Here is a 26472-nt window from a genome sequence, read left to right as displayed (position 1 = left end):
AAGCCCCCCCAAAAACTCAGATCCAGCCACCCGCCTGCAACACAAAAATCCCGATATTCGTGGTCACTGCCGCCATCAAGGTAGTGATCACGATAATCGCCGCCGCCAGCTCATGATTGCCCTCGGCCGCCCTCGCCATCACGAAGCTCGCCGCAGCGGTCGGCGCACCGAAGTACAGGAACAGAATCCCTAATTCCGGCCCACGGAACCCCAGCAGCCAGGCGCCCAGCGTGGCGACTACCGGCAGCCACACCATCTTCATCAAGCTTGCGCTCAGCGCCATATTGCCGCTCTTGCGCAACGCCGCCAGGGACAAGGTGCCGCCAATGCAGATCAATGCCAGCGGCAAGGTGGTGTCCGCCAGGTACTGCATGGATCTTTCCAGCCAGCCTGGCAGGCCAATCTGGAAATAGGCGAACGGCGCGGCCACGATCACGCTGATGATCAGCGGGTTGGCCACCACACTCTTGAAGATGCTCCACGGGTCGGACTTGATCACCGGGCTGTACACCGCCAACACAATGGTCGACAAGGTGTTGTAGAACAGGATGACCAGTGCGGCGAGGATTGCCCCCAGGGAAATACCGTAGTCGCCGTACATGCTGGCGGCCAGCGCCAGGCCGATCACCCCATTGTTGCCGCGAAACGCCCCCTGGGTGTAGATGCCCCGGTCTTCGCGCGCGCAGCGAAAAATCGCCCAGCCCCAGGCCAGGGCAAAACTCAGCAGAGTGGCGACGGCAAAGTAGATCAGCAAACCCGGCTTGAGCGCCGAATGCAGGTCGGCGTGCAGGATGCCGAGAAACAGCAGCGCAGGCATGGTGACGTTGAACACCAGGGACGAAGCCGTGTGGATAAAGTTGTCGTTGATCCAGTTGATGCGCTTGAGCAGCACCCCCAGGAACAGCATGGCGAATACCGGCGCGGTGATGGTGAGGGTGGTGAGGAAAATTGCCAGCATAAGAACGGGCCTTGGAACCTGTGTTCAGGAAAGGCTCATGATAAGCCAGCTCAGGCCCGCGCATGAGGTTTGATTGAAATCGCCCCTACCTAGAAAGGTAACGTTGCCTACAACACACAAAGATTTTGCAACTCCGCGTTGTTCCCGCTTCGGCACAAGCTAACGCCTTCTTCGTTACGAAAGTCGTGAGGCAAGGAAACAACCAATGCGGCAAAACGTGAACCACCTTTACAACGTATATCTCAGAACCTGGGACCAAGACGACATCGAGGGTTACGCTGAACTCCTCGGTGATCCGCAGACCATGCAATACATATCGGCAGGAACCACGCGCAACCGAGACACGGCCGCTGCAGAAATCGCACGTTTCCAGCAGGAAATAGCCCAGCAAGGCTGGTCACGCTGGGCCGTAAGCCTGGGCCTGGATTCGCCCTTCATCGGTTATGCCGGGTTTGCCGAAAAAGAATACGGCATCAACTTCGGCAACCGTTTTCTCAAAAAATACTGGGGCAGCCCCTATCCCTTCACGGCTATTCATCTGGCCTTGGAGCATGGTTTCCTGCAACTGGGCTTCGATCAGATCTACACCCTGACCAACATCAAGCATCACCGCGCCCTGGAGATGAACCGCGCCTTTCTGCATTTGCCGGAAATCAGCGGGACTGTCATGGAAACACCCTTCGGCCCGCATTTGAAAGTCGACCTGACCCGTGAACGGTTCATGGAAATAAGCCCATTGAATCGCGCACGTATCGACCGATTCTCCCGCCGCCTGACCCGCAGCCACGCTCCGGCTTGATGACGCCCCCTGCCTTTCAGAGAGACCCGACCTTGCCCAATGAAAAAAACACCTGCCACTCCCCTTCAGTTGCCGACCTATGCACCGCTCAGGTCTGGAAGGGTCGCGCCCTGTGGCGCTGGCTTTACCTGCCGCTGGGCTGCGCACTTGTCTTGAACCGTCTGCAGGCCGTGGTGTTTATCAGCTTGATCGCCTGGCCTTTACCCGTAGCGGCCAAACAACTCATGTACCGCGTACTGTTGTTCATCCTGGGCGTGAAAATCACGTGCAAAATGTCCCCGAAACAAGTCGCGGCGCATACCGATGGTTGCATCGTCGCCGCCAACCACATCAGTGTATTCGATCATTTTCCAGTGCTGGCCATGCCCTCAGCGACCATCATGGTAGCCAACTCCGACAGCCCCCTCGGTGCCGCAACCGCTTTCCTGCTCTTCAAATGTTCCGGTGGCACGTTCTGGAAAGTCAGCGACAAGAAAATGCTCGCCAGACGCATCCGCGAATTTCGTCGCAGGCCCAGCGGCACTGCGCTCTACACCACACCCGAGACGACCATCAACAATGGCCATGGTCTGTTCCGGTTCCGCCCGGAAATGCTCAATCGCGGGCTGCCCGTGGTACCGCTGGCCCTGCGCTTGAATGTGCCGTTCGGCTTGACCGCCAACCCGCTGCACGCCTCAGGCCTGATGAAGTTCCTGCGTCTTCTGGCAATGCCGCGCATTGAGTTCGAGATGAGCTACCTGGCGCCACAAGTGCGCACGGCACATCAGAGCGATCAAGCGTTTGCCGATCAGATTCAGCAAAGCATCGCCGAACATTTAGCCATTGCCGCCTGTCACTGGACCCGGGACGACAAATACACCTACCGCAACACTGACAAACGAGCAACGCGATGAGCATGGGCAACGACGTCGACATCATCTTTGATTTCGATTACACCTTGGTCGACCACGAAAGCACGGTGGAAGTACTTAAAGCCGCTCTCCACGACCATCCGGACAGTGCCGAGCGGCTTGACCGGATCGCGCGAATTGCCCCCAAAGCATTGAGCGGCAAAGCAAGTATCGGAGAATTGTTGAAGCTGATGAGCGTGGCAACCCATGTGCGTGCCCATCACATCGACCAGTATGTGGAAAAGGCCATTCGCAGCATCCCGGCCGTATTGCTGGAAACCCTTGGCCGGCTGCGAGAAGACGGTGTAGGGCTGCATATCATTTCCGGCGGCTACACGGAGTGGATCGTACCCACGGCCCGTGAATGGGGTATCGCCCACCAAAATGTGGCGGCCAACCAGTTCTTGTGGGCGGGCAAACGCGTCCTGCTCACGCGCCCTTCTCCGCTGCTCAGCTCGTCGAAGGGCAAGTCGGAGATTGTCCGTCGATGGCGTGCCGCTGGCAGGCTGAAAGGCCGAACGCTCATCGTGGGCGATGGTGCGTCCGACTTCCAGGTCTACAAGAACGGCTGCGTGGACGGTTTCGTCTGCGCGGACTACTTTATCGAGCAGCCACTGACGCAATTGCCTGACAATGTCTTGCGCGCCAGCGAACCCGCTCAGGTCTACGCACACATCCAAACAGTGCTGGGCAACCTCCAACGCCCGCCAACCTGCTCTAGGTAATCGGCGCCGGGTTGAACAACGTGATGTCGTTATGCAGCTTGTGCTGCTCCGCCCACGTTTGCTTCTTACCGCTGGCCACGTCCAGATAGAAGTGGAACAACTCCCAGCCCAATTCCTCGATGGTCGCGCGCCCGGTGGCAATGCGTCCGGCGTCGATGTCGATCAGATCCGGCCAGCGCTGCGCCAACTCCGTACGGGTCGAGACCTTCACGACCGGTGCCATGGCCAGCCCGTAAGGGGTACCGCGCCCTGTAGTGAACACATGCAGGTTCATCCCTGCCGCGAGCTGCAAGGTGCCGCACACAAAGTCACTGGCCGGCGTCGCGCAAAAGATCAGGCCCTTGCTTTTGAAGCGCTCGCCCGGCCCCAGCACGCCGTTGATCGCGCTGCTGCCGGACTTGACGATGGAGCCCAGGGACTTCTCGACAATGTTCGACAACCCGCCCTTCTTGTTCCCCGGCGTGGTGTTGGCACTGCGATCCGCCTCGCCCTTGGCCAGGTAACGGTCATACCAGTCCATTTCCCGGACCAGTTCCTCGGCGACAGCCTTGGTTTCGGCGCGTGAAGTCAGCAAATAAATCGCATCGCGCACTTCAGTGACTTCGGAAAACATCACCGTCGCCCCCGCCCGCAGCAACAAGTCCGAGGCGTAGCCCAGCGCCGGGTTGGCGGTGATCCCGGAAAACGCATCGCTGCCGCCGCACTGCATGCCCAGGATCAGCTCGGACGCCGGCACGGTTTCCCGACGGCGCTGGTCGAGCTTCTTCAGGCGGACTTCGGCCAGTTCCATGATCTGCTCGATCATCTCGGTAAAGCCGTGGCTGGAATCCTGCAACCGATACAACCACGGCTCGCTCAAATCGACCGAGCTATCGTTGTCGTGCATCACCTGCCCGGCCTGCAATTTCTCGCAGCCCAGGCTGATGACCAGGGCTTCGCCGCCCAGGTTCGGGTTGCGCGCCAGGTTGCGCACAGTGCGGATCGGGATATAGGCATCCGTCGCGGTGATCGCGACCCCACAGCCGTAGCTGTGAGTCAGCGCCACCACGTCATCGACATGGGGATACTTGGGCAGCAACTCATCCTTGATGCGTTTGACCGCATGGTCCAGTACCCCGGTGACACACTGCACCGTGGTGGTGATACCCAGGATATTGCGTGTGCCGACCGTGCCGTCGGCATTGCGATACCCCTCGAATGTGAACCCTTCCAGAGGCGCCTGGGCCTGCGGCACCTCGGTGGACAGCGGTAAGCTGTCCAAGGGCGGCGCGGTGGGCATGCGCAGTTGATCTTCCTGCACCCAACTGCCACGGGGAATCGGCGCCAGGGCATAACCGATGGTCTGGCCGTAGCGAATAATCTGACCGCCTTCGGGGATGTCTTCCAGGGTCACTTTGTGGCTCTGGGGGATGAAATCCACGGTCACCAGGCCGTCCGGGAACTCGGTCCCGGCCGGTACGCCCTGGTCGTTGACCACGATCACTACATTGTCGCGCGCGTGCAGGCGAATGGAGCGCGGCGAGTCGGCATGTTCAATCAACTGCATCACGGGGCCTCTCAGGAATGCGCTTCGGTTAGGTTGGTCAACTCAGGCCCCTTGCTTGGCGGCTCTTTGAGTACGACACGCTTGATCGGGCCGACGATGACCAGATAGCTGAACACCGCCACCAGCGCATTGGCGCCGACGAACACCAGTGCCCATTTGAACGAGCCGGTGGTGCTGATGATGTAGCCGATGACAATCGGCGTGGTGATCGAGGCCAGGTTACCGAAGGTGTTGAACAGGCCGCCACTGAGGCCGGCGATTTGTTTCGGCGAGGTGTCGGACACCACCGCCCAGCCCAGTGCGCCAACGCCTTTACCGAAGAAGGCCAAGGCCATGAAGCCCACCACCATCCACTCGATGTCGACGTAGTTGCAGGCCACGATGCTGCTGGAAATCAGCAAGCCACCAATGATCGGCGCCTTGCGGGCGAAGGTCAGGGAATGGCCCTTGCGCAACAGGTAGTCGGATATCACCCCGCCCAGCACGCCCCCGATAAACCCACAGATCGCCGGCAGCGAAGCAATGAACCCAGCCTTGAGGATGGTCATGCCACGGTCCTGCACCAGGTACACCGGGAACCAGGTCAGGAAGAAGTAGGTGATGCCGTTGATGCAGTACTGGCCCAGGTAAACCCCGAGCATCATGCGGTTGGTCAGCAGCTGGCGGATGTAATCCCACTTCGGACCATCGGTTTTCTTGCCCTTGCCCTTGCCCTTGTCCTGGTCCATATCGACCATCGCGCCATTGGCCGCGATGTGATTGAACTCGGCTTCGTTGATCATCGGGTGCTGGCGCGGGCTGTGGATAATCTTCAGCCACACCAGCGAGAAGAGGATGCCGATCACGCCCATCACGATAAACACGTGCTGCCAGCCGAAGCTGTAGACGATCCAGCCCATCAGCGGCGCAAACAGCACCGTGGCGAAGTATTGCGCCGAGTTGAAGATCGCCGAGGCCGTGCCGCGTTCGGCCGTGGGGAACCAGGCAGCCACAATGCGCGCGTTACCTGGGAAGGACGGCGCTTCGGCCAGGCCCACCATAAAGCGCAGCATGAACAGCGCGACGACGGCGGTGGAGATACCGAACTCACCGACATAGCCTTGCAGCACGGTGAACAGCGACCAGGTGAAGATGCTCAGGGCATAGACTTTTTTCGAGCCGAAACGATCGAGCAGCCAGCCGCCGGGGATTTGCCCGGCCACGTAGGCCCAACCGAATGCAGAAAAGATATAACCGAGGGTGACCGCGTCGATACCGAGGTCTTTTTGCAGGCTGGAGCCGGCAATGGCGATGGTGGCCCGGTCGGCGTAGTTGATCGTGGTCACCAGGAACAGCATGAGCAGGATCAAATAGCGGACATGGGTTGGCTTGGTCGCTTGCATGTAGATGTACTCCCACTAATTATTTTTTTTGCGGGTAATAGTTATGTGTTTTTGGATGCCGCCCCCTGCAGGAGCGAGCTTGCTCGCGAAAAATGTCAACGAATACGCGGGCATTCGGGATGCACGCGGAGCCCTTGGGTTTTTCGCGAGCAAGCTCGCTCCTACAGAAAGACAGCCCCCCTCCTGACAGGGGGATGTTGCGTATTACGAACCGATGTAGCTGGTTTTCACCACGGTGTAGAACTCTTGCGCATAGCGACCTTGCTCACGCGAACCGTAGGATGAGCCCTTACGGCCACCAAATGGAACGTGATAGTCCACACCGGCGGTCGGCAGGTTGACCATCACCATCCCGGCCTGGGAATGACGTTTGAAATGGTTGGCGTATTTCAACGACGTGGTGGCAATACCCGCCGACAGACCGAACTCGGTGTCGTTGGCCATGGCCAGCGCCGCCTCGTAGTCCGCTACGCGCACCACGTTGGCCACCGGGCCGAAGATCTCTTCACGGCTGATACGCATGGCGGCTTCGCTGTCGGCAAACAGGGTCGGCGCCAGGTAGTAGCCTTCGGTGTCGCAGGTCACCAGGCCGCCACCGCTCACCAGCCGCGCGCCTTCGCTTTGGCCGATATCGATGTACTTCATGTCCTGGTCCAACTGGGCCTGGGAAACCACCGGGCCGATGTCGGTAGTGCTTTTCAGGGCGTGCCCCACCCGGATCGACTTCATGCGCTCGGCCATGGCTGCAACGAACTGGTCGTGGATGCCGGCCGTGACAATCAAGCGGCTGGAGGCGGTGCAACGCTGGCCAGTGGAGTAGAACGCGCTCTGTACCGACAGCTCGACGGCCTGCTTGAGGTCGGCGTCATCAAGGATGATCTGCGGGTTCTTGCCGCCCATTTCCAACTGCACCTTGGCCTGGCGCGATACACAGCTGACCGCGATCTGACGGCCCACACCGACGGAACCGGTGAAGCTGATGCCATCGACTTTCGGGCTGTTGACCAACACATCGCCGACCACACGACCGCTGCCCATCACCAGGTTGAACACACCGGCGGGGAAGCCGGCGCGGGAGATGATTTCCGCCAGGGCCCAGGCGCAGCCCGGTACCAGTTCGGCCGGCTTGATCACCACGCAGTTACCGTAGGCAAGGGCCGGGGCGATTTTCCACGCGGGGATGGCAATCGGGAAGTTCCACGGGGTGATCAGGCCGACCACACCAAGGGCTTCGCGCGTCACTTCCACGTTGACGCCCGGGCGCACCGACGGCACGTAGTCACCGGACAAACGCAGGCATTCGCCAGCAAAGAACTTGAAGATGTTACCGGCGCGGGTCACTTCGCCGATGGCTTCAGGCAGGGTCTTGCCCTCTTCCCGGGCCAGCAGGGTGCCAAGTTCTTCGCGGCGGGCAAGGATTTCGCTGCCGACTTTATCCAGGGCGTCATGCCGCGCCTGGATACCGGAGGTGGACCACGCAGGGAATGCAGCGCGGGCCGCATCAATGGCGGCGTTGACCTGGGCAACATCAGCCTTGGCGTATTCGCCAATCACATCGGACAACTCCGACGGGTTGATATTGGTGCAATAGTCAGCACCGGCTACCCATTCACCGTTGATGTAGTTTTCAAAACGTTTGGCTTGGGACACGAATCTTCTCCTGACGCAAAAGGCCGCTGATTGCTCAGCGGCCTTATAGATAAGTTATTGCGGACCTTGCTTGTCGATCAGCGCGGCCAGGGCTTCGTATTCTTCCGGCAGCAGGTCGGTCAGTGGAGTGCGCACCGGGCCGGCGTCGTAGCCGACGATCCTGGCACCCGCCTTGACGATGCTCACGGCGTAGCCGGCCTTGCGGTTACGGATGTCCAGGTACGGCAGGAAGAAGTCGTCGATGATCTTGCCGACAGTGGCGTGATCGTCACGGGCGATGGCGTGGTAGAAATCCATCGCGGTTTTCGGGATGAAGTTGAACACCGCCGAGGAGTACACCGGCACCCCCAGGGCCTTGTAGGCAGCGGCGTAAACCTCTGCGGTCGGCAGGCCGCCGAGGTAGCTGAAACGATCACCGAGACGACGGCGGATCGACACCATCAACTCGATGTCACCCAAGCCATCCTTGTAGCCGATCAGGTTCGGGCAGCGCTCGGCCAGACGTTCCAGCAAGGGCGCGGTCAGGCGGCAGACGTTGCGGTTGTAGACCACCACGCCGATTTTCACCGATTTGCACACGGCTTCAACGTGGGCGGCAACCCCGTCCTGGCTGGCTTCGGTGAGGTAGTGCGGCAGCAGCAGCAGGCCTTTGGCACCCAGGCGTTCAGCTTCCTGAGCGTATTCAATGGCCTGGCGGGTGGCACCGCCGACACCGGCAAGGATCGGCACGCTGGTGGCGCAGGTATCAACGGCGGTCTTGATCACCTGGGAGTATTCGCTGGCAGCGAGGGAGAAAAACTCGCCGGTGCCGCCGGCCGCGAACAACGCAGTGGCGCCGTAGGGCGCCAGCCATTCCAGGCGCTTGATATAGCCCGCCTGGTGGAAGTCACCCTGGGCGTTGAAATCGGTCACGGGGAAAGACAGCAGACCGTGGGAGAGGATGGACTTCAGTTCTTGTGGATTCATTATTCGAACACCCTGGGCAAAGATTTTCTGGCGAAAGGTTGTTGTTGGTTCTGTTGATGTCGTACGTCATCGTACAACTATAAAATAATTCGTCAACTGTAATTCATCGATCGTGCTTGCACAGGGTGCTGAGGCTCACCTTCTTGACGTAGGAATTTTTTCCTCTATTCTCCGGATGGCTGTATATACATACAGTAATCAAGGAAGATTCCTACGGCATAGCAAGGAGCTAACATGTCAGATCTTGAACTCGCAGCACCCACCAAAAACCCGCCTACCCTGCGCTTCGAAGGTGGCGAACACACCGCCATCGGCGATGACACCCTGTTGCGCTTCGTCAAGGACGCCCCGGCGATTCCCGCGCGACAAGTCGAGCTGCACCTGCCCAACGGCCTGGCGCTGACCTACGGCCAAGTGATCGCACTGGGCGGTGACTTTTATGGGGTTCCCGGCCAGCCCATCAGCGATGGCGCCTCGGCAGCCGAACGCGTGCAACGCTTCATCGCCGCCTTCAACTCCCTGGCGGTTTTGCCCGCCTCACGGGAAGAAGCTCACAAGATCCTCGCGGTGATGCAAAAGGAGATAAACGCGGTCAACCAGGCAATCAAGGATGGCAAGCAAGCCCATGAAGCCTACGACGCCCTGGGTGATACGTTGTCGGAAGAGTGGAACCGCATCACCGGTGGTGGCAGCGCAGTGTCGGCATTGATCCCATTGGGCCGCTACCTGAAGTTGGCGGCGGACAATGCCGACCACTTTGGCGAATGGGCGCTGTCAGCGTACCTGGCCGGGCATACGGCAGCCCTGCAACAGGCCGTTGTCGCCCATCAAACCGGCACCGACCAGGCACTGGAACTGGCCTATGCCATGAACAGTTTTGCTGATCACTTCTTGACCGACCTGTTCTCCGCAGGCCACTTGCGGGTCCCGCGTAAACAATTGGCAGCGGTGGTGACACCTGGCGAACTGGGCTCGCTGATCAGCCGTTTCATGCATGACGAAGACAGCAAGTTCGGGCTCAACGTGCGCAACGCCCTGGGTGATCAGTGGCACGCGTATGGCGACAAACGCTACTTCGACGCCATCGACGCGGATAACCGGACGCAAGTCAAACGTGCGGTGCAGGCTTCAGCCGATGAAATCTTCGAGACCTTTATCAGCGGCGTAGCGCCCTCCCCGGCCAACTTCAAGGCTCCGCTGCATGTGCCAGATTTGAACGCGGCGCAAAATCCGGCGAACAACTTCTCGCCACTGTTCAAGATGGAGGGGGACAAGGTACTGCGGCGCAAGGACGTGAATGACCTGAACGACAAGCACTGGACCAATGATTGGTGGGGGTGGAGTACGTATTTGTTGCTTAAGGACTACAAGCCGAATACGCCAGCTTGAAGAATACCGTTTGTCGACACTGGGATTTCTAACAGTTCCGGACAATGTCGTTGCAGTGGATAAGTTTGCTCAGGGGCCAGAAACCCGGCCCCTGAATTGACCCGGCCACCGCTGTGACAACCACGGAGATTTCATCATGACGAATCCAGTCCCCGGCCTGAACATTCGTATCACAGGGCCCTTTGACCAAGCAGAGGTTAACCTTTCCACATTCACAGGGCCGCTCGTGGTCAGCATTCCAAACGATGCCGAGCTCTTTCCGAAGGGCAAGGTGTACGTGATCCTGGGCCCGAATTCGGACGCGCCAGCTTGGGAGGGAGCCCAAATCGACGCAGGTGAATGGCAAAAGGACACGGAACAATATCAACGGCGTTCGAACCTGAAACTCGAGGTGCCAAAACAGGATTTATTGCGCTTCAAGAACCAAACCACGCTGCTACGCTATAAAGCCCAGAGTGAGTCCAACATGCAGATCATCTCTGAGCCGATTTCGCTGACCATCACCACATAGCTCAACCCCGCTGCGCCTCCGCCGCTTCATGGGCATGGCGCGGCCGCTCCCGGTGTTGGTCAAATTTCGACGCCATCGACGCGGATACCCCTCGGCGCACAGCAGCAGATAAATCGGCACACGGAGCCTGCCGTTTGTCAGAACTGTGATTTCTCACAGTATCTCTGCGCTCGGATTGAGCCCCCAATACGTGGAAACCCATCAATACGCAGAGGTATCCATGGACAGCAAATACCAGGTCATCTTCCCCGCAAACCTGAAAATTCCAAGGAGAGAGGTCTCGTTTGATCGCTTCATCAATATAGGTGATTGGCTTGAATTCGCGCTTCTACCCAACGTTGTGTTCATAGTCGTACACAAGAAATACATCATCACCGAAGAAGACAAAATCAATGATATCGAATTACACGTAGACGTCATTCAGCCTTGATTTATCCCCGCTGCGCCTCCGCTTCTTCATGGGCATGGCGCAGCCGCTCCCGGCTGTTGGTCAAATGCAAGCGCATGGCCGCCCGCGCCGCATCCGAATCCTGGCGGGCAATCGCTTCATAGATCTCTTCGTGCTCGCGGCTCAGGCGGCTCATGTAGTGCTGCTGGTCATCATGGGCCAGGCGCGCCGAATTCAGGCGGGTACGCGGAATGATGCTGGTGCCCAGGTGAGTCATGATATCGGTGAAGTAGCGGTTGCCGGTGGACAGGGCAATTTCCAGGTGGAATGCGAAGTCGGAGGCCACCGCATCGCCGGCGTGGGCCGCACTCTCATTCAGCGCGTCGAGGGCTGCACGCATGGCCGCCAGCTGTTCATCACTGCGGCGTAACGCAGCCAGGCCTGCCGACTCCACTTCCAGGCTGATCCGCAACTCCAGGATCGCCAGCACATCACGCAGGGTCACGACCGTGGCCGGATCAATGCGAAAACCGCTCGGGCTTGGGGTGTCCAGCACAAAGGTGCCGATACCGTGGCGGGTTTCGACCTGCCCCGCCGCCTGCAGGCGCGAGATGGCTTCGCGCACCACGGTGCGGCTGACGCCATGGGCCTCCATGATCGCCGACTCGGTGGGCAATTTGTCACCACGCTTGAGCTGGCCGTCGCGGATTTGCTCGGACAACACCGTGACCAATTCCTGGGCAAGGCTGCGGCGCTTGCGGGGAAGACGAGGGGCGGTGTTGGCATTTTGCATATCGGGTCATCTTTGTGGGTGAACTGAGAAAGCATCATAGCCCATGGCGGTTGTACGATCACCGTTCCTGGCATGACTTTCATCAAACCCTGCGCGCTCGATAATAGATTTAGCTATTTGTGTCCTGGGGATTAGTGCAAAAACGTCTCGACGAGCTGTCATTTCTCACAGCAGACGCCGCCTCCGATACCGCGCAGAGTTAAACCTGTTTTGATCAACAGGAGACCCGTCATGAAATGCAAACTTCTCTACTGCACCGTTCTCCTGAGCCTGCTGACGAACTTCGCTACCGGGGCCCCGTCGCCCCTGCGTAATGGCGGCGGCGAAGACATCATCCTGCAAGGCTTTCACTGGAACTCCAGTCGCAACACACCTGAAAAGTGGTACCAAGTGCTTGCCCGAATGGCCCCCGTTATCGGCCAGGACGGTTTCACCAAGATCTGGTTACCGCCCGTGTGGGTGGATAAGTCCAGCTGGAGCGATCCGGCCAAAGGTACTTCGGGCGGAGGTGAAGGCTACTACTGGAACGATTTCGATAAAAACAGCGCGTACGGCACCGACGCTGAACTCAAGCAAGCTGCCACGGCCCTGACGAGAGCCGGCGTGCAGGTTATGTATGACGTGGTGCCGAATCACATGAACGACAAGATTCCCGGCGTGATGGTGCGCTTCCCCCGGGGCTACAAACTGTGGCGCAATGACTGCACGCCCCCCAGCGATTGCGATGAAGGCGATCCATTCGAGGACGGTGCGGCGGACCTCAATACCGCCAGCCCAGAGGTTTCACCACGCTTCATGCAGGAGTTTCGCAACCTGCGGGACAATTACAGCGCCCACGACTTGCGCTTCGACTATGTACGCGGTTACTCACCTGAGCGGGTCGACCTGTGGATGAAAAACTTCAACGACCAGGCGTTCTGTGTCGGCGAGTTCTGGAAGAGCCCCGGCGAATTCCCCGCCAGCGACTGGCGCAGCAAGGCCAGTTGGCAGGACGCACTCAAGGATTGGTCGGATCGCTCGCACTGCGCCGTGTTCGATTTCGCCCTCAAGGAGCGCATGCAAAACGGCAGCATCGCCGAATGGCGCCACGGCCTCAACGGCAACCCCGTCAAGTCTTGGCGCGAAATCGCCGTTACATTCGTAGACAATCACGATACCGGTTATTCGCCGGGGCAATATGGTGGTCAACATCATTGGCCTTTGCCCGATCCGATGATTAACCTCGCGTACGCCTACATCCTCCTAGCCCCCGGAATACCCGTCGTGTACTGGCCCGCCATGTATGACTGGGGGCGTGGCAACCTGATCCGCACGCTCATAGCCCTGCGCAAGAGTGCCGGCATCAGGGCCGACTCACCGATCAGTTTCCAGACCCAATATTCCGGCCTGGTGGCCGCCACCAATGGCACTCAACAGCGGATACTGATGGCCTTGGACTCCGACTTGAACAAAGTCCCCGACGACTTCACCCCCGTTATGAATGCCGACGGGCAACGCATCCGCATTTGGAAAACCGCCACGACGGCACAGGATGTCCCCCTCACGCTGCATTGCGACAACGCTCAGCCAGGGAACAGGCAAGCGGTCTACGCCGTCGGTTCACCGCTGGAACTGAGCGCATGGGACCCTGCTCATGCGATCCCCCTGCAACCCAGCACCCCTAATCGATGGAGCGGCATCGTAACGCTACCGGCGCAGCAGGCCATCGAGTGGAAATGTGTGATCCGCAGCCTCGACAACATCAATCAGGTTGACTGGCAAGCCGACCCCAATAACCGTGCCTCGCCAGGCACTCAAACCGAAAGCGTGGGGCACTTTTGATCGTCCAAAAAAATGCCTCGGCCAAAGCCGAGGCATTCCCCTATTCGCCTGCTGGCTACAGGGGCTTACTTCACCACTTTCAGACTCGGCCGACCGCTTGGACGCGGCGGCTCTGAATCCGGTGGTGGCACATCATCGCCGTCTTCGCTTTCGATCGTTTCATCGTCCTCGAAAGGGGATTCCAGATCAAAGACCATGCCTTGGCCATTTTCCCGGGCGTAAATCCCGAGGATGGCGCCGATCGGCACGAACAGCGTATGCGGCACGCCGCCGAAACGCCCTTCGAAGCTCACCGCTTCGTTGTCCATGTGCAGGTGGCGCACTGCACTGGGCGATACGTTCAACACAATCTGCCCATCACTGGCAAACCCCTGCGGTACCTGCACCGCAGGAAATTCGGAATTGACCAGCATGTGCGGGGTGCAATCGTTGTCCACAATCCACTCGTAGAGCGCGCGGACCAGGTAGGGTCGACTGGAGTTCATCAGCGGCTCCTTAAGCCTTAGCGCATATCGCGTTCGACACCAGACAGACTTGCCTGGAAAGCCTCACGCGCAAACTGGCGCTCCATGTAATCAAGCAACGGCTTGGCCGGCCGCGGCAGTTCAATACCGAGAATCGGCAAACGCCAGAGTATCGGTAATAGGCAGCAATCCACCAAGCTTTGTTCCTCGCTGAGGAAAAAAGGTTTGTCGGCGAACAACGGCGAAACACCGGTCAGGCTCTCGCGCAATTCCTTACGCGCCTGCACACGTGCCGCTTCTTTGCTGCGGGTATCCAGAATCACATCCACCAGCCCGCACCAGTCACGCTGGATCCGATGGATCAGCAGGCGGCTGTTGGCACGCGCCACCGGGTACACCGGCAGCAAAGGGGGATGCGGGTAACGCTCATCCAAGTATTCCATCACCACGGTTGACTCCCACAACGCCAGGTCGCGATCGACCAGGGTGGGCAAGCTGCCGTAAGGGTTCACTTCGATCAGTTTCGGCGGATGACGTCCCGCTTCCACACTGATGATCTCGGCGCTGACACCCTTCTCTGCGAGCACGATGCGTACTCGGTGGGAATAGTGGTCGGCGGGGTCGGAGTAACAGGCCAACCGGTTGGTCACGCCCATGGCGGTCCTCCTCGCTTGTTGAAATTATCGAAAGCTCAAAAACGAGCGCGCCCAGAGAGCGTCTCTGTAGTACCTGGAGTCCAGGTCGCTACGGTTCAGAGATGCCGCTGGGCGCGCAAGATTAACAGCAATTGCTTACGGTTGGATCAATGCACATCCTTCCAGTATTCGCGTTTGAGCAGATAGGCGAATACGAAGAAGAAGGCCAGGTAGAGCAAGACGTAAGTACCAATGCGCTGGTGCTGCAGTTTGACCGGGTTGGCCGAGTAGGCCAGGAAGGTCACCAGGTTCTTGACCTTCTCGTCGAACTGCTCGTCAGTCAGTGCACCGGGGGTATCTATCTTCAGCTGATCGCACGCTTCATGGGTCAAAGGCGTGCCGGTCAACGGATCGTATTGCTTCTTGCCGTCTTCAACGACCTGAACCTGCTTGCATCCTACCACTTGCTTGCCTTGCAGGCCGACCAGAACGTTAGGCATGCCGACGTTCGGGAACACTCGGTTGTTCACACCCCAAGGACGTGCCGGGTCTTCGTAGAAGGACTTCAGGTAGCCATAGAGCCAGTCGGTGCCGCGAACGCGCGCAACCAGGGTCAGGTCAGGCGGTGCAGCACCGAACCAGGTCTTGGCGTCAGCCGGCTGCATGCCGATGTTCATGTGGTCGCCGATCTTGGCGCCGGTGAACACCAGCTTGTCGAGCATTACCTCATGGGGAATGCCCAGGTCATCGGCCACGCGCTCATAGCGCTGGAACTTGGCGCTGTGGCAGCCCATGCAGTAGTTGGCGAACGTACGCGCGCCGTCCTGCAGGGCAGCCTTGTCAGACACGTCGATAGCGACTTTTTCCAGCTCCGGGCCATGCTCGGCAGCGAAGGACAGTAGCGGCAGCGCCGCAAGCATCAATGCAACGAATAACTTTTTCATCAGCCAGTCACCCTTTCCGGAACCGGTTTGGTCTTCTCGAGCCGGGTATAGAACGGCATCAGAATGAAGTAGGCGAAATACAGGAAGGTGCAGACCTGCGACAGCAGCGTACGCTCAGGAGTCGGCGCCAACACGCCCAGTACACCCAGGATCACGAACGCGATGCAGAACACCCACAGCCAGATCTTGCTCAGCCAGCCCTTGTAGCGCATGGACTTGACCGGGCTTCTGTCGAGCCACGGCAGCACGAACAGCACCGCAATGGCCGCGCCCATGGCGATCACGCCCATGAGCTTGTCGGGAATCGCCCGCAAGATCGCGTAGAACGGCGTGAAGTACCAGACCGGGGCAATGTGCTCGGGTGTCTTGAAGGCGTTGGCCTGTTCGAAGTTAGGTTTTTCCAGGAAATAACCACCCATCTCCGGGAAAAAGAACACGATCGAGCAGAACACGAACAGGAACACGACCACGCCGACGATATCTTTCACGGTGTAGTACGGGTGGAACGGGATGCCGTCCAGCGGGATGCCGTTCTCGTCCTTGTGCTTCTTGATGTCCACACCATCCGGGTTGTTCGAACCCACTTCGTGCAGCGCCAGGATATGCAGCACCACCAGGCCGAGAATCACGATCGGCAAGGCCACTACGTGCAAGGCGAAGAAGCGGTTCAGGGTGATGCCGGAGATCAGGTAGTCACCCCGGATCCACTGGGTCAGGTCGTTGCCGATCACCGGGATAGCACCGAACAGCGAGATGATCACCTGCGCGCCCCAGTACGACATCTGGCCCCACGGCAGCAGGTAGCCCATGAAGGCTTCAGCCATCAGCGCCAGGTAGATCAGCATGCCGAACACCCACACCAGCTCACGAGGCTTCTGGTACGAACCGTAGAGCAAGCCACGGAACATATGCAGGTAGACCACGATGAAGAACGCCGAGGCGCCCGTGGAGTGCAGCAGGCGCAGGATCGAGCCGTACTCGACGTCACGCATGATGTATTCGACGGAAGCAAACGCCTCTTCCGCCGAGGGGGTATAGCTCATCGTCAACCAGACACCGGTGACGATCTGGTTGACCAGCACCAGCAGTGCCAGGGAACCAAAGAAGTAGAAGAAGTTGAAGTTCTTCGGGGCGTAGTACTTGCTGAGATGGTCTTCCCACATTTTAGTGGCGGGGAAGCGTGCATCCACCCAATCCATGAACTTGCTCATCACGCGTTCTCCTTATCGAGACCAATGACAATGATGTCGTTAGATTCGTAGTTATGCGGAGGCACGGGCAGGTTCAAGGGAGCAGGCTGAGACTTGTAGACACGACCGGCCAAGTCGTAGTGAGAACCGTGGCACGGACAGAAATAACCGCCAACCCAGTCCTTGCCCAGATCGACAGGGGCGACTTCCGGGCGGAAGGTTGGTGAGCAACCCAGGTGGGTACACAGACCGACCAGCAACAGAATCTCTGGCTTGATCGAACGTACTTCGTTTTTGGCGTAGGCGGGTTGGTCGGATTTCTCAGATTTGGGGTCAGACAACTGGCCTTCGATCTTTTTCAGATTTCCCAGGATTTCCTCTGTACGACGAACAATGAACACCGGCTGGCCGCGCCATTCAGCAATCATCTGCTGACCTGGTTCGATCTTGCTGATATTCACCTTCACCGGTGCACCTGCGGCTTTCGCCTTGGCACTGGGAAACCATGACCCCACGAACGGGACCGCAGCCCCCACCGCTCCTGCAGCACCCACCACGGATGTGGCTGCTACCAAGAAGCGACGCCGGCCTGCATTCACGCCGTCATTGCTCATTCAGTCCTCTCCCATCAGCTTTTTGGCCTGTTAAATCAGGCGTCTACTAAGTATTAAATCTGAACTTATAAAAATTTTGCCGAATGGTAATGAAAAGCCCCACCTCTGACAAGGGAATTACCCGGAGCTCCAGCTCCAGGCCTTGTAGTATAGGGGGTCTACGGATGTGGCAAGTTGTCACGCTGAAATTTGTGCATAAATCGCAGGTAATAAAAAACGCCCAGCTCCGTGAGGAGGCTGGGCGTTTTTGTGGAACGTAAAGCGAATTAACGCTTCGAGTACTGCGGACGCTTACGCGCTTTACGCAGACCGACTTTCTTACGTTCAACTTCACGGGCATCACGAGTCACGAAGCCAGCTTTGCGCAGAGCGCCACGCAGGGTTTCGTCGTACTGCATCAGAGCGCGAGTGATACCGTGGCGGATTGCGCCAGCTTGACCACTTACACCGCCACCGATAACAGTGACGTAGATGTCGAACTTTTCAACAGTCTCGGTCAATTCCAGCGGCTGACGAACTACCATGCGGGCAGTTTCGCGGCCGAAGAAGTTGTCCAGGGTGCGGTTGTTGATCGAGATGTTACCAGTGCCCGGACGCAGGAAAACGCGTGCGGTTGCGGTTTTGCGACGGCCAGTGCCGTAATTTTGAGTCGCCGACATAATGAACTATTCCGTTAAAACTTCAGTTCTTGGGGCTGCTGAGCAGCATGAGGGTGAGCAGCGCCCGCATAGACTTTCAGCTTGCGAAACATATCGCGACCCAGTGGGCCCTTCGGCAGCATGCCTTTAACCGCGATTTCAATCGGGGCCTCAGGCTTTTTAGCGATCAGGCCTTCGAAATTGGAAGACTTGATGCCGCCTGGGAAACCGGAGTGACGGTAGTACATTTTGTCTTGCGCTTTGTTGCCGGTAACACGTACCTGCTCAGCGTTGATGATCACGATGTAGTCACCGGTATCAACGTGAGGAGTGTACTCAGGCTTGTGCTTGCCACGCAGACGGCTGGCGACTTCAGTGGCCAGACGACCCAGAGTCTGACCAGCGGCGTCGACGACAAACCAGTCGCGCTGAACTGTTTCCGGTTTTGCAGTAAAAGTTGTCATTCTTTAATAGCCTCAGGGGCCGCCCTGTAAATTAGACGGCGGATCTTACTGAATAGTGCGTACTTTGACAAGTCAAAGGCAGCCGGATACAGACGCTATCGGGGGCTCGGGTCGGCGCGTCCGTTCAACGGCAAGATTCTTCGGCAGGCGGCGCATCACTTCCACTGCAGAAAGAGGTGGGCAATTATGCAGATTGCGAAAAAAAATTCAACCTGCTTTTATGATTGTTTTCCCTGAAGGAGTACCCGATGGATTATCGACAGCTGGGCCGGACCGATCTGAACGTGAGCGCGATAGCCTTGGGCACCATGACCTGGGGTGAGCAGAACAGCGAGGCAGAGGCCTTTGCACAGATCGAACGGGCCAAGGCCGCAGGGATCAACTTCCTCGACACCGCCGAAATGTACCCGGTGCCGCCCAAGGCCGATACCTACGCCACCACCGAGCGGTACATCGGTAATTACTTCAAGAGCCGCGGCGACCGTGCCGACTGGATCCTCGCCAGCAAGGTCGCCGGCCCCGGCAACACCATCGACTACATCCGCGGTGGCCACCTGCGCCATAACCGCAGGCACATCGTCGAAGCCCTGGATGCCAGCCTCAAGCGCCTGCAGACCGACTGGATCGACCTCTACCAATTGCACTGGCCAGAGCGCAGCACCAACTTCTTCGGCCAACTGAGCTACAAGCACAAGGACGAAGACGACCTGACGCCGCTGGAAGAGACCCTCGAAGCACTGGACGAACAAGTGAAGGCCGGCAAAATCCGTCACATCGGCCTGTCCAACGAAACCCCGTGGGGCACCATGAAGTTCCTGGCCCTGGCCGAAGCGCGCGGCTGGACCCGCGCGGTGTCGATCCAGAACCCCTACAACCTGCTTAACCGCAGCTTTGAAGTGGGCCTGGCGGAAATCGCCATTCGTGAACAATGCGGTCTGCTGGCCTATTCACCCCTGGCGTTCGGCATGCTCAGTGGCAAGTACGAAGGTGGCGCGCGCCCGGCAAAAGCGCGCCTGACGGAATACAGCCGCTTCAGCCGCTACTTCAATCCACAGTCGGAAGCGGCGTGCAGCCGTTATGTGGCACTGGCCCGCGAACACGGCCTGGACCCGGCGCAAATGGCCCTGGCCTTTGTGACGCAACAGCCGTTCGTGACCAGCAACATTATTGGCGCAACGTCGCTGGAGCAACTGGACAGCAACATCGCCAGTGCCGATCTGAAGCTGTCGAAGGACGTACTGGAAGGGATTGAGGCGATTCAGAAGGATCATCCGAATCCGGCGCCTTGATTGATCTGTAGAGCGCTATCGGGGGCAAGTCGAATCGTCGCACCGCCCCTCCCACATTGGAATGCATTCCAAGTGTGGGAGGGGCGGTGCGACGATTCGACTTGCCCCCCGATGACGCATTCAAGACCCGCAAAAAATCAAAGCGCCCGCGCAATGATCTCTTTCATGATTTCATTGGTCCCGGCATAAATCCGCTGCACCCGCGCATCCGCCCAGGCCCGGGCAATCGGGTATTCCCACATGAACCCATAGCCACCGTGCAGTTGCACGCACTCGTCGAGCACCTTGCATTGCAGGTCCGTGGCCCAGTACTTGGCCATCGCCGCCGTCGGCACATCGAGCTTGCCCTCCAGGTGCAGCGCCATGCATTTGTCTACGAATACCCGGCCGATCTGAATCTCGGTGGCCATCTCCGCCAGCTTGAACCGGGTGTTCTGGAAGTCGGCAATCGCCTTGCCGAAGGCTTTGCGCTCTCGGGTGTAGTCAAGCGTCCATTGCAATGCCGCTTCGGCTGACGACAGCGCTCCAATCGCGACGGTCAAGCGTTCCTGGGGCAGCTCCTGCATCAAATAAGCGAAGCCCATGCCCGCCTGGCCCAGCAGGTTTTCCTTGGGCACCCGCACGTCCTGGAAGAACAACTCCGAGGTGTCCTGGGCCTTCATGCCGACTTTCTCCAGGCGCTTGCCCTTATCGAAGCCCGGTGTATCAGCCTCGACCACAAACAGGCTGGTGCCCTTGGCGCCGGCCTTGGGGTCGGTCTTGGCGACCACAATGACCAGATCGGCGAGAAAGCCATTGGTGATAAAGGTCTTGGAGCCGTTGATCACGTATTCATCACCGTCCAAAACGGCGCTGGTCTTGACCCCTTGCAGATCGGACCCGGCGCCCGGCTCGGTCATCGCGATGGCCGTGACCATCTCGCCGGAGATCAATTTGGGCAGGTATTTGTGCTTCAACGCCTCGCTGCCGTAATGCAGGATGTACGGCGCGACAATGTCCGAATGCAGGGAAAAACCGATACCGGTCAGCCCCAGGCGGCTGATCTCTTCGATCACCACCGCACTGTAGAGAAAGTCCGCGCCCAGGCCGCCGTATGCTTCCGGTAGATGGGAACACAGCATCCCCGCCTCCCCCGCCTTGCTCCACAGCTTGCGGTCGATGTAACCCTGTTTCTCCCATTGCCCATGGAACGGCGCGGCGTCTTTTTCAAGGAAGGTGCGCACGCTCTGGCGGAAGAGTTCGTGTTCCGGGCTGAACAACGTTCTGGGGATCATGGAGTCACCTGCGTGGATTGTCGGACAAAGACGAACCACAGAGCCTATGCCGCGAAGGCGTCACGGGACACTGGACACATGCGACAAAAAATAAGACGATCCAGCCGTCTGGTGACCACTTTCCCCTATAAGAATAAATGAAATTATGTCTAACCAAATCTCCACGCCCCTGCGGCGCGTCAGCATTTTGGCCATTGATCGGGTGTTCGCTTCAACCCTCATGCAAGCCAAGGACTTCTTCCACCTCGCCAGCCTGCGTTACGGCAAGCAACAAGGCCTGGGCCTGACGCCAGGGTTTGAAACGCGCCTGGTCAGCCCCGATGGACAATCGGTGCGCAGCTTCAGTGATGTGATCATGCCGGTGGACGGCGGCCTCGAAGATGCCGACATCATCGTGCTGCCGGCCTTCTGGGATGACTTCGACACCCTGTGCACACGCTACCCGCAAGTGCTGCCGTGGCTGCGCGAACAACATACCCGTGGCGCCGTACTTTGCGGCGAGGCCACTGGAGTGTTCTGGCTGGCCGAGGCCGGTTTGCTCGATGGCAAGGAGGCGACCACCTACTGGCGGTTCTTCAATGCCTTCAGCGAACGCTTCCCCCAGGTCCAGCTCAACCAGGACAAGCACCTCACCGACGCCGACAACCTCTACTGCGCCGGCGGCACCACTTCGGCCTGCGACCTCTACATCTATTTGATCGAACGCTTCTGCGGCGCCAACATCGCCCAGGCCGTGGCCCGGGACATCCTCTACGAAGTACAGCGCAGCTATGCGCCGGGGCGTATCGGTTTCGGCGGGCAGAAACTGCACCAGGACGTGATCATCCTGCAGATCCAGCACTGGCTCGAAGAACACTTCGCCGATAAGTTCCGCTTCGAGGACGTCGCCCGGGAACACGGGATGAGCATCCGCAACTTCATGCGCCGCTTCCAGACCGCTACCGGCGACAAGCCGCTGCATTACCTGCAACGCCTGCGCATCGAGACCGCCAAGGGCTTGCTCTCGGGCAGCCGCAAGAGCATCAAGACCATCAGTTATGAGGTGGGTTACGACGACGCGAGTTTCTTTGCGCGGTTGTTCAGGCAGCACACCGAGCTGTCGCCGAACCAGTACCGCCAGCAGTTCCAACAGGCTGCGTAAGCAAATATGGGAGGGGGCTTGCTCCCGATAGCGGTGGATCAGTCAGTGCATCTGTTACTGAAAGACCGCTATCGGGGGCAAGCCCCCTCCCACATTTTTTACGGTGTCGGTCCTAGGGTTTGTGCGCCCGCGACAGGAACTCGTGGGACTGCATTTCCAGCAAGCGGCTCAAGGTGCGCTGGAATTCGAAGTTCAAGCGGCCGCCGGTGTAGAGGTCCTTGAGCTCGACTTCCGCCGAGATGATCAACTTGACGTTACGGTCATAGAACTCGTCGACCATGTTGATAAAGCGCCGCGCAATGTCGTCGGTGGTGACGCTCATCTGCTCCACGCCGCTCAGGATCACCGCATGGAAGATCTTGCCCAGCTCGATGTAGTCGTTCTGGCTGCGCGGGCCGTCGCACAGCTCGCGGAAATCGAACCAGGCCACGTCGTCACAGGTGCGCAGCGCAATGATTTCACGGTTTTCGATGATCAACTTATCGTTTTCCACCGCCTGGGTGCATTCCGGCGTGAGGGCTCGGAAGCTTTTGCGCAGGCTTTCGTGCGCCGCGTCGTTCAGCGGGAAGTGGAACAGCTCGGCTTGCTCAAGGTGCCGCAGGCGGTAGTCGACACCGCTGTCGACGTTGACGATATCGGTGTTCTGCTTGATCAGCGCAATGGCCGGCAGGAACCGCGCGCGTTGCAGACCGTCCTTGTACAAACCGTCGGGCACGATGTTCGACGTCGCGACCAAGGTCACCCCATTCTTGAACAGTTCTTCCATCAGGGTGCCAAGGATCATGGCGTCGGTGATGTCGGAGACGAAGAACTCGTCGAAGCAGATCACCCGCGCTTCTTCGGAGAACCGCTTGGCGATGATGGTCAGCGGGTTTTTTTCGCCCGGCAGGGTCTTCATCTCTTCGTGCACGCGCTTCATGAAGCGGTGGAAGTGCGTCCGGACCTTTTCCTTGAACGGCAGCGCTTCGAAGAAGGTGTCCACCAGGTACGTCTTGCCCCGGCCCACGCCACCCCAGAAGTACAGGCCCTTGACCGGCGTGCGGTCTTTCTTGCCAAACAGCTTGCTGAGCATCCCAGGCTTGCTTTGCGAGGCCGCGACCAGGTCGTCATACAGGCGCTGCAAATGACGCACCGCCGTTTCCTGGGCAGCGTCGTGGAAGAACTCGGGGCGTTTCAGATCAGCTTGATATCGTTCTAGGGGCGTCATAATTTCGTTAGCAAGGCAACAAAAACGGGCCGTCACTGTAACGACGGCCCTGGATAATGGCAATCAACCCTTGGTCGGGTTAATCCTCGAGGGGGGTCAACGCGACGCGCAAGGCTTCGATGGCGGCATCACGCGCTGCGTCGTCGGCAAATGACGCGCTGTCGGCCACTGCAGCGCCGTCCAGCCATACGCTGAAACCCAGGGCTTCGGTGCGTATATCCAGCGCGTTACCGCTCTGCAGTTGTTTGGTCACCGCGCCGGCGGCCTTGCCGTCAGCAAAGTTGCGCGACAGCAGCAACTGCTCGCCATCAGCCGCCAGCAAGCGGAACCGGAAGCTGCCGTCGTCTTCACGGAAGCTGACGAAACGCGCGGCTTTCGCCGTTTTCTTCTTGGTGCTCACAGGTGCCGCGGCCTGGTTCACGAAAGAACGCAGGCCCACCGCCTCACGCAACTCGGCGAGGAACGGCGCGGCCACGGCGCGGGCTTTCTTGGCTCCCACCAGCAGCAGGTCTTCCATATCCGACGGTCGCGCCATCAACTGGTGATAGCGCTCGCGGGCTTCGCCCAACTGGCCGTCCAGCAGCTGGAACAGACGATTCTTCGCCTCGCCCCAGCCCAGGCCTTGCAGCAGTTCAGCGCGGAACGCTTCTTCCTGGGCCTTGCTGGCAAACGCCTGGTAGAGGGTGAACAAGTGCGAGTTGTCCGGGTCCTTGGCTTCGCCGGGCGCGCGGGAGTCGGTGACGATCCGCGAAATGGCGTCTTTCATGTCCTTGGCGCTGGTGAACAACGGGATGGTGTTGTCGTAGCTCTTCGACATCTTGCGGCCATCCAGGCCCGGCAACGTGGCGACGCTTTCCTCGATCAACGCCTCGGGCATGGTGAAGAACTCCTTGCCGTTGCCGAACAGGTGGTTGAAGCGCTGGCCGATGTCGCGCGCCATCTCCACGTGCTGGATCTGGTCGCGTCCCACCGGCACCTTGTGTGCATTGAACATCAGGATGTCCGCCGCCATCAGCACCGGGTAGCTGTACAGGCCCATGGTGATGCCCGCATCCGGGTCTTCGCCGGTTTCCACGTTCTTGTCCACCGACGCCTTGTAGGCATGGGCGCGATTGAGCAGGCCCTTGGCGGCAACGCAGGTCAGCAGCCAGGTCAACTCGGGGATTTCCGGGATGTCGGACTGGCGATAGAAAGTCACCCGGTCCACATCCAGGCCACCGGCCAGCCAGGTCGCGGCGATTTCCATGCGCGAGCGCTGGATTCGCTGCGGGTCATCGCACTTGATCAGGGCGTGGTAGTCGGCCAGGAAGTAGAAGGAATCAGCATTGGCGTCCTGGCTGGCGAGGATCGCCGGGCGAATCGCACCGGCGTAGTTGCCCAGGTGCGGCGTGCCAGTGGTGGTGATGCCGGTGAGGATACGGGTACGAGTCGTCATGGGTAATCGCTTGTCAGACTGCTATCAATTCGAGAGGCGCGGCAGTACCAGATCCTTGAGATCGGTCAGCTTGCCATGAAAAAAGTGTCCGCATTCTGCCACTTTCAGCAGCTCATGGGGACGTTTCAGGGCGGCGGACCAATCGTAGACGGTCTGCGGGTCGACCACTTCGTCGGTTTCCGGCTGGATCAGGGTCAATGGGCAGCCTTGAGGCAACACGTCAGTATCACGCAAGCGCATCACTGCCGCGGCGACCATGAACAGGTGCGCGAGCTTTTCGCCCTTGGCTTCCAGGCGACCGCCCAGGCTGGCCGCCACATAACCACCGAAAGAAAACCCAAGCAGGGTGATCGGCAGGTCCGGGTGTTTTTCTCGCAGCCAGGCGGCGGCCTCTTCGGCATCATCGACTTCACCGGTGGCCATATCGTGCGTGCCGGCGCTGGCACCCACGCCACGGTAATTAAAACGCAAAGTAATCAAACCGGCATCGCGGGCAGTGCGTTGCAGGGTCGATACGACTTTATTGAGCATGGTCCCACCCTGTACCGGGTTAGGGTGGCAGATCAGCGCCAGGCCACGTGGCTCGGGGTGATCCAGGTACAAGGCTTCCAACTGGCCTACTGGGCCATCGATCAAAACGGGGGTTTCACGCATGAGCAAGGAATGAACTCCGTGACCTCTCAAGGGGTCGACTCGTCTAGCTAAAAGTCTGTGCATGGCATCATTGCGAGCTTAATCGCGGTATACAGCGCAGGTCCGAGCCGTTAACGTAAAGCAAAGCCGTTTATAGAGGAAGGACTCGTGGAACACTCGCTCTTAGTTTGGTTGTTGCCGACTCTTGCCCTGGTTGCCGGTGTCGCCATTGGATTCCTGGTTGCTCGCCTTCTGCCGAATGCCGCGCCTAACCGCACGCAGCGTCAGTTGGATGACATCCAGGAACGTTTTGACAGTTATCAGAACGAGGTTGTTACCCACTTCAACACCACCGCGACCCTGGTCAAAAAGCTCACCCAGAGCTACCAGGAAGTACAGGATCACCTCGCCGATGGCGCCAACCGCCTGGCACTCGACGACATCACCCGTCAGCGCCTGCTGGCCGCGCTGCATTCCGATGCACCGCAAACCCCACGGGAGCGCCTGACCCCGCCACGGGAAAACCAGGAGCCGCCACGGGACTACGCGCCAAAGACGCCGAACGCCCCAGGCATGCTGGATGAGCATTACGGCTTGAAGAAGTAAGCCTTTTCGAGCGCTGTAAAAAAGCCCGGCTGATCGATGATCAGCCGGGCTAATGAGATGGTCACCCCCACACCCTGCGAGGGCTACGCTTTCGCAGGGTGTTTTGTTTTTGGAGGCCAT

The 26472-nt window shown here is 59.0% G+C and carries 27 protein-coding genes; 10 read left to right on the top strand and 17 right to left on the bottom strand.

Translation table 11 applies throughout. The features are described from left to right. Positions 1 to 16: 16 nt before the first annotated feature. On the bottom strand, positions 17 to 958 hold the full coding sequence (locus AC1Q6I_RS27460) for an AEC family transporter (RefSeq protein ID WP_069075255.1): 942 nt from the start codon (positions 956 to 958) through the stop codon (positions 17 to 19). A 205-nt stretch (positions 959 to 1163) separates the two neighbouring features. Between AC1Q6I_RS27460 and AC1Q6I_RS27455 the strand changes: the two genes are divergently transcribed. From AC1Q6I_RS27455 to AC1Q6I_RS27445, 3 genes are read left to right on the top strand one after another with little or no spacing between them, the layout of a single operon-like run. Next, positions 1164 to 1757, top strand: a complete 594-nt coding sequence (locus tag AC1Q6I_RS27455) for a GNAT family N-acetyltransferase (RefSeq protein ID WP_102624976.1) — start codon at positions 1164 to 1166, stop codon at positions 1755 to 1757. A 32-nt stretch (positions 1758 to 1789) separates the two neighbouring features. Beyond that, positions 1790 to 2650, top strand: coding sequence for a lysophospholipid acyltransferase family protein (locus AC1Q6I_RS27450; protein WP_102624977.1), 861 nt, complete (start codon positions 1790 to 1792; stop codon positions 2648 to 2650). Continuing rightward, positions 2647 to 3372, top strand: a complete 726-nt coding sequence (locus AC1Q6I_RS27445) for an HAD family hydrolase (protein WP_024073442.1) — start codon at positions 2647 to 2649, stop codon at positions 3370 to 3372. The genes AC1Q6I_RS27450 and AC1Q6I_RS27445 overlap by 4 nt, the downstream gene beginning before the upstream one ends. On the opposite strand, the gene garD is transcribed toward AC1Q6I_RS27445, so the two are convergent. The 4 genes from garD to kdgD all read right to left on the bottom strand — a co-directional run bounded on the left by garD (position 3365) and on the right by kdgD (position 8916). Then, positions 3365 to 4918 carry a galactarate dehydratase gene (gene garD / locus AC1Q6I_RS27440; protein WP_041160840.1) on the bottom strand — a complete coding sequence of 518 codons (1554 nt, stop codon included), beginning with the start codon at positions 4916 to 4918 and terminating at the stop codon, positions 3365 to 3367. The two genes, AC1Q6I_RS27445 and garD, sit on opposite strands and share 8 nt — an antisense overlap. 11 nt (positions 4919 to 4929) lie before the next feature. Then, a complete protein-coding gene (locus AC1Q6I_RS27435; RefSeq protein ID WP_102624978.1) occupies positions 4930 to 6300 on the bottom strand; it encodes an MFS transporter in 1371 nt (456 codons plus the stop codon). A 204-nt stretch (positions 6301 to 6504) separates the two neighbouring features. Continuing rightward, the gene (locus AC1Q6I_RS27430; RefSeq protein WP_102624979.1) at positions 6505 to 7950 is read right to left on the bottom strand and encodes an aldehyde dehydrogenase family protein; all 1446 of its coding nucleotides are present in this window, start codon (positions 7948 to 7950) and stop codon (positions 6505 to 6507) included. Between the two features lie 54 nt (positions 7951 to 8004). Continuing rightward, the gene (gene kdgD, locus AC1Q6I_RS27425; RefSeq protein WP_024073438.1) at positions 8005 to 8916 is read right to left on the bottom strand and encodes a 5-dehydro-4-deoxyglucarate dehydratase; all 912 of its coding nucleotides are present in this window, start codon (positions 8914 to 8916) and stop codon (positions 8005 to 8007) included. A 234-nt stretch (positions 8917 to 9150) separates the two neighbouring features. Here kdgD and AC1Q6I_RS27420 point away from each other — a divergent pair, with 234 nt between their 5' ends. The 3 genes from AC1Q6I_RS27420 (at position 9151) to AC1Q6I_RS27410 (ending at position 11246) form a co-directional block, all read left to right on the top strand. Further along, positions 9151 to 10305, top strand: coding sequence for a phospholipase (locus tag AC1Q6I_RS27420; protein ID WP_102624980.1), 1155 nt, complete (start codon positions 9151 to 9153; stop codon positions 10303 to 10305). A gap of 136 nt (positions 10306 to 10441) precedes the next feature. Next, complete coding sequence (locus tag AC1Q6I_RS27415; protein ID WP_024073436.1) at positions 10442 to 10816, top strand: hypothetical protein; 375 nt, start codon at positions 10442 to 10444, stop codon at positions 10814 to 10816. A gap of 220 nt (positions 10817 to 11036) precedes the next feature. Then, complete coding sequence (locus tag AC1Q6I_RS27410) at positions 11037 to 11246, top strand: hypothetical protein (protein ID WP_024073435.1); 210 nt, start codon at positions 11037 to 11039, stop codon at positions 11244 to 11246. Position 11247: 1 nt separating this feature from the next. Here the strand turns inward: AC1Q6I_RS27410 and AC1Q6I_RS27405 are convergent, their stop codons facing one another. Continuing rightward, a complete protein-coding gene (locus AC1Q6I_RS27405; protein ID WP_024073434.1) occupies positions 11248 to 11997 on the bottom strand; it encodes a FadR/GntR family transcriptional regulator in 750 nt (249 codons plus the stop codon). Between the two features lie 231 nt (positions 11998 to 12228). On the opposite strand from AC1Q6I_RS27405, the gene AC1Q6I_RS27400 reads away from it, so the two are divergent. Continuing rightward, positions 12229 to 13818 carry a glucan 1,4-alpha-maltotetraohydrolase domain-containing protein gene (locus AC1Q6I_RS27400; protein ID WP_024073433.1) on the top strand — a complete coding sequence of 530 codons (1590 nt, stop codon included), beginning with the start codon at positions 12229 to 12231 and terminating at the stop codon, positions 13816 to 13818. A gap of 65 nt (positions 13819 to 13883) precedes the next feature. Here AC1Q6I_RS27400 and AC1Q6I_RS27395 read toward each other — a convergent pair whose 3' ends face one another. From AC1Q6I_RS27395 to rplM, 7 genes are all read right to left on the bottom strand, one after another. Then, on the bottom strand, positions 13884 to 14303 hold the full coding sequence (locus AC1Q6I_RS27395) for a ClpXP protease specificity-enhancing factor (protein ID WP_024073432.1): 420 nt from the start codon (positions 14301 to 14303) through the stop codon (positions 13884 to 13886). Positions 14304 to 14320: 17 nt separating this feature from the next. After that, positions 14321 to 14938: a glutathione S-transferase N-terminal domain-containing protein gene (locus AC1Q6I_RS27390; RefSeq protein WP_024073431.1), complete on the bottom strand. Its 618-nt coding sequence runs from the start codon at positions 14936 to 14938 to the stop codon at positions 14321 to 14323. Positions 14939 to 15084: 146 nt separating this feature from the next. Beyond that, positions 15085 to 15861: a cytochrome c1 gene (locus AC1Q6I_RS27385; RefSeq protein WP_024073430.1), complete on the bottom strand. Its 777-nt coding sequence runs from the start codon at positions 15859 to 15861 to the stop codon at positions 15085 to 15087. After that, positions 15861 to 17072 carry a cytochrome b gene (locus AC1Q6I_RS27380; protein ID WP_003171746.1) on the bottom strand — a complete coding sequence of 404 codons (1212 nt, stop codon included), beginning with the start codon at positions 17070 to 17072 and terminating at the stop codon, positions 15861 to 15863. The genes AC1Q6I_RS27385 and AC1Q6I_RS27380 overlap by 1 nt, the downstream gene beginning before the upstream one ends. Continuing rightward, on the bottom strand, positions 17072 to 17665 hold the full coding sequence (gene petA / locus AC1Q6I_RS27375; RefSeq protein WP_024073429.1) for a ubiquinol-cytochrome c reductase iron-sulfur subunit: 594 nt from the start codon (positions 17663 to 17665) through the stop codon (positions 17072 to 17074). The genes AC1Q6I_RS27380 and petA overlap by 1 nt, the downstream gene beginning before the upstream one ends. A gap of 266 nt (positions 17666 to 17931) precedes the next feature. Further along, complete coding sequence (rpsI, locus tag AC1Q6I_RS27370) at positions 17932 to 18324, bottom strand: 30S ribosomal protein S9 (RefSeq protein ID WP_003171743.1); 393 nt, start codon at positions 18322 to 18324, stop codon at positions 17932 to 17934. Positions 18325 to 18338: 14 nt separating this feature from the next. After that, the gene (rplM, locus tag AC1Q6I_RS27365) at positions 18339 to 18767 is read right to left on the bottom strand and encodes a 50S ribosomal protein L13 (protein WP_010568039.1); all 429 of its coding nucleotides are present in this window, start codon (positions 18765 to 18767) and stop codon (positions 18339 to 18341) included. Positions 18768 to 19015: 248 nt separating this feature from the next. On the opposite strand from rplM, the gene AC1Q6I_RS27360 reads away from it, so the two are divergent. Continuing rightward, a complete protein-coding gene (locus AC1Q6I_RS27360; RefSeq protein WP_024073428.1) occupies positions 19016 to 20056 on the top strand; it encodes an NADP(H)-dependent aldo-keto reductase in 1041 nt (346 codons plus the stop codon). A gap of 137 nt (positions 20057 to 20193) precedes the next feature. Here AC1Q6I_RS27360 and AC1Q6I_RS27355 read toward each other — a convergent pair whose 3' ends face one another. Then, positions 20194 to 21330: an acyl-CoA dehydrogenase family protein gene (locus AC1Q6I_RS27355; protein WP_024073427.1), complete on the bottom strand. Its 1137-nt coding sequence runs from the start codon at positions 21328 to 21330 to the stop codon at positions 20194 to 20196. 220 nt (positions 21331 to 21550) lie between these two features. Here AC1Q6I_RS27355 and AC1Q6I_RS27350 point away from each other — a divergent pair, with 220 nt between their 5' ends. Beyond that, positions 21551 to 22471 (top strand): GlxA family transcriptional regulator, encoded by a 921-nt coding sequence (locus tag AC1Q6I_RS27350; RefSeq protein WP_172831371.1) that lies wholly within the window; start codon positions 21551 to 21553, stop codon positions 22469 to 22471. Positions 22472 to 22583: 112 nt separating this feature from the next. On the opposite strand, the gene zapE is transcribed toward AC1Q6I_RS27350, so the two are convergent. From zapE to AC1Q6I_RS27335, 3 genes are all read right to left on the bottom strand, one after another. Further along, entirely contained in the window at positions 22584 to 23678 is a 1095-nt protein-coding gene (gene zapE / locus AC1Q6I_RS27345; RefSeq protein WP_024073425.1) for a cell division protein ZapE, read from the bottom strand. Between the two features lie 79 nt (positions 23679 to 23757). After that, positions 23758 to 25113: a tryptophan--tRNA ligase gene (locus AC1Q6I_RS27340; RefSeq protein ID WP_102624981.1), complete on the bottom strand. Its 1356-nt coding sequence runs from the start codon at positions 25111 to 25113 to the stop codon at positions 23758 to 23760. Positions 25114 to 25137: 24 nt separating this feature from the next. Continuing rightward, the gene (locus AC1Q6I_RS27335; protein ID WP_102624982.1) at positions 25138 to 25767 is read right to left on the bottom strand and encodes an alpha/beta hydrolase; all 630 of its coding nucleotides are present in this window, start codon (positions 25765 to 25767) and stop codon (positions 25138 to 25140) included. Between the two features lie 147 nt (positions 25768 to 25914). On the opposite strand from AC1Q6I_RS27335, the gene AC1Q6I_RS27330 reads away from it, so the two are divergent. Next, on the top strand, positions 25915 to 26352 hold the full coding sequence (locus AC1Q6I_RS27330; RefSeq protein ID WP_010568046.1) for a Z-ring associated ZapG family protein: 438 nt from the start codon (positions 25915 to 25917) through the stop codon (positions 26350 to 26352). Positions 26353 to 26472 lie beyond the last annotated feature (120 nt).

It is taken from the genome of Pseudomonas sp. MPR-R2A5 (assembly GCF_058793055.1).
The sequence above is the reverse complement of the archived record's forward strand: the minus strand, read 5'-3'. Positions and strand labels throughout refer to the sequence as shown.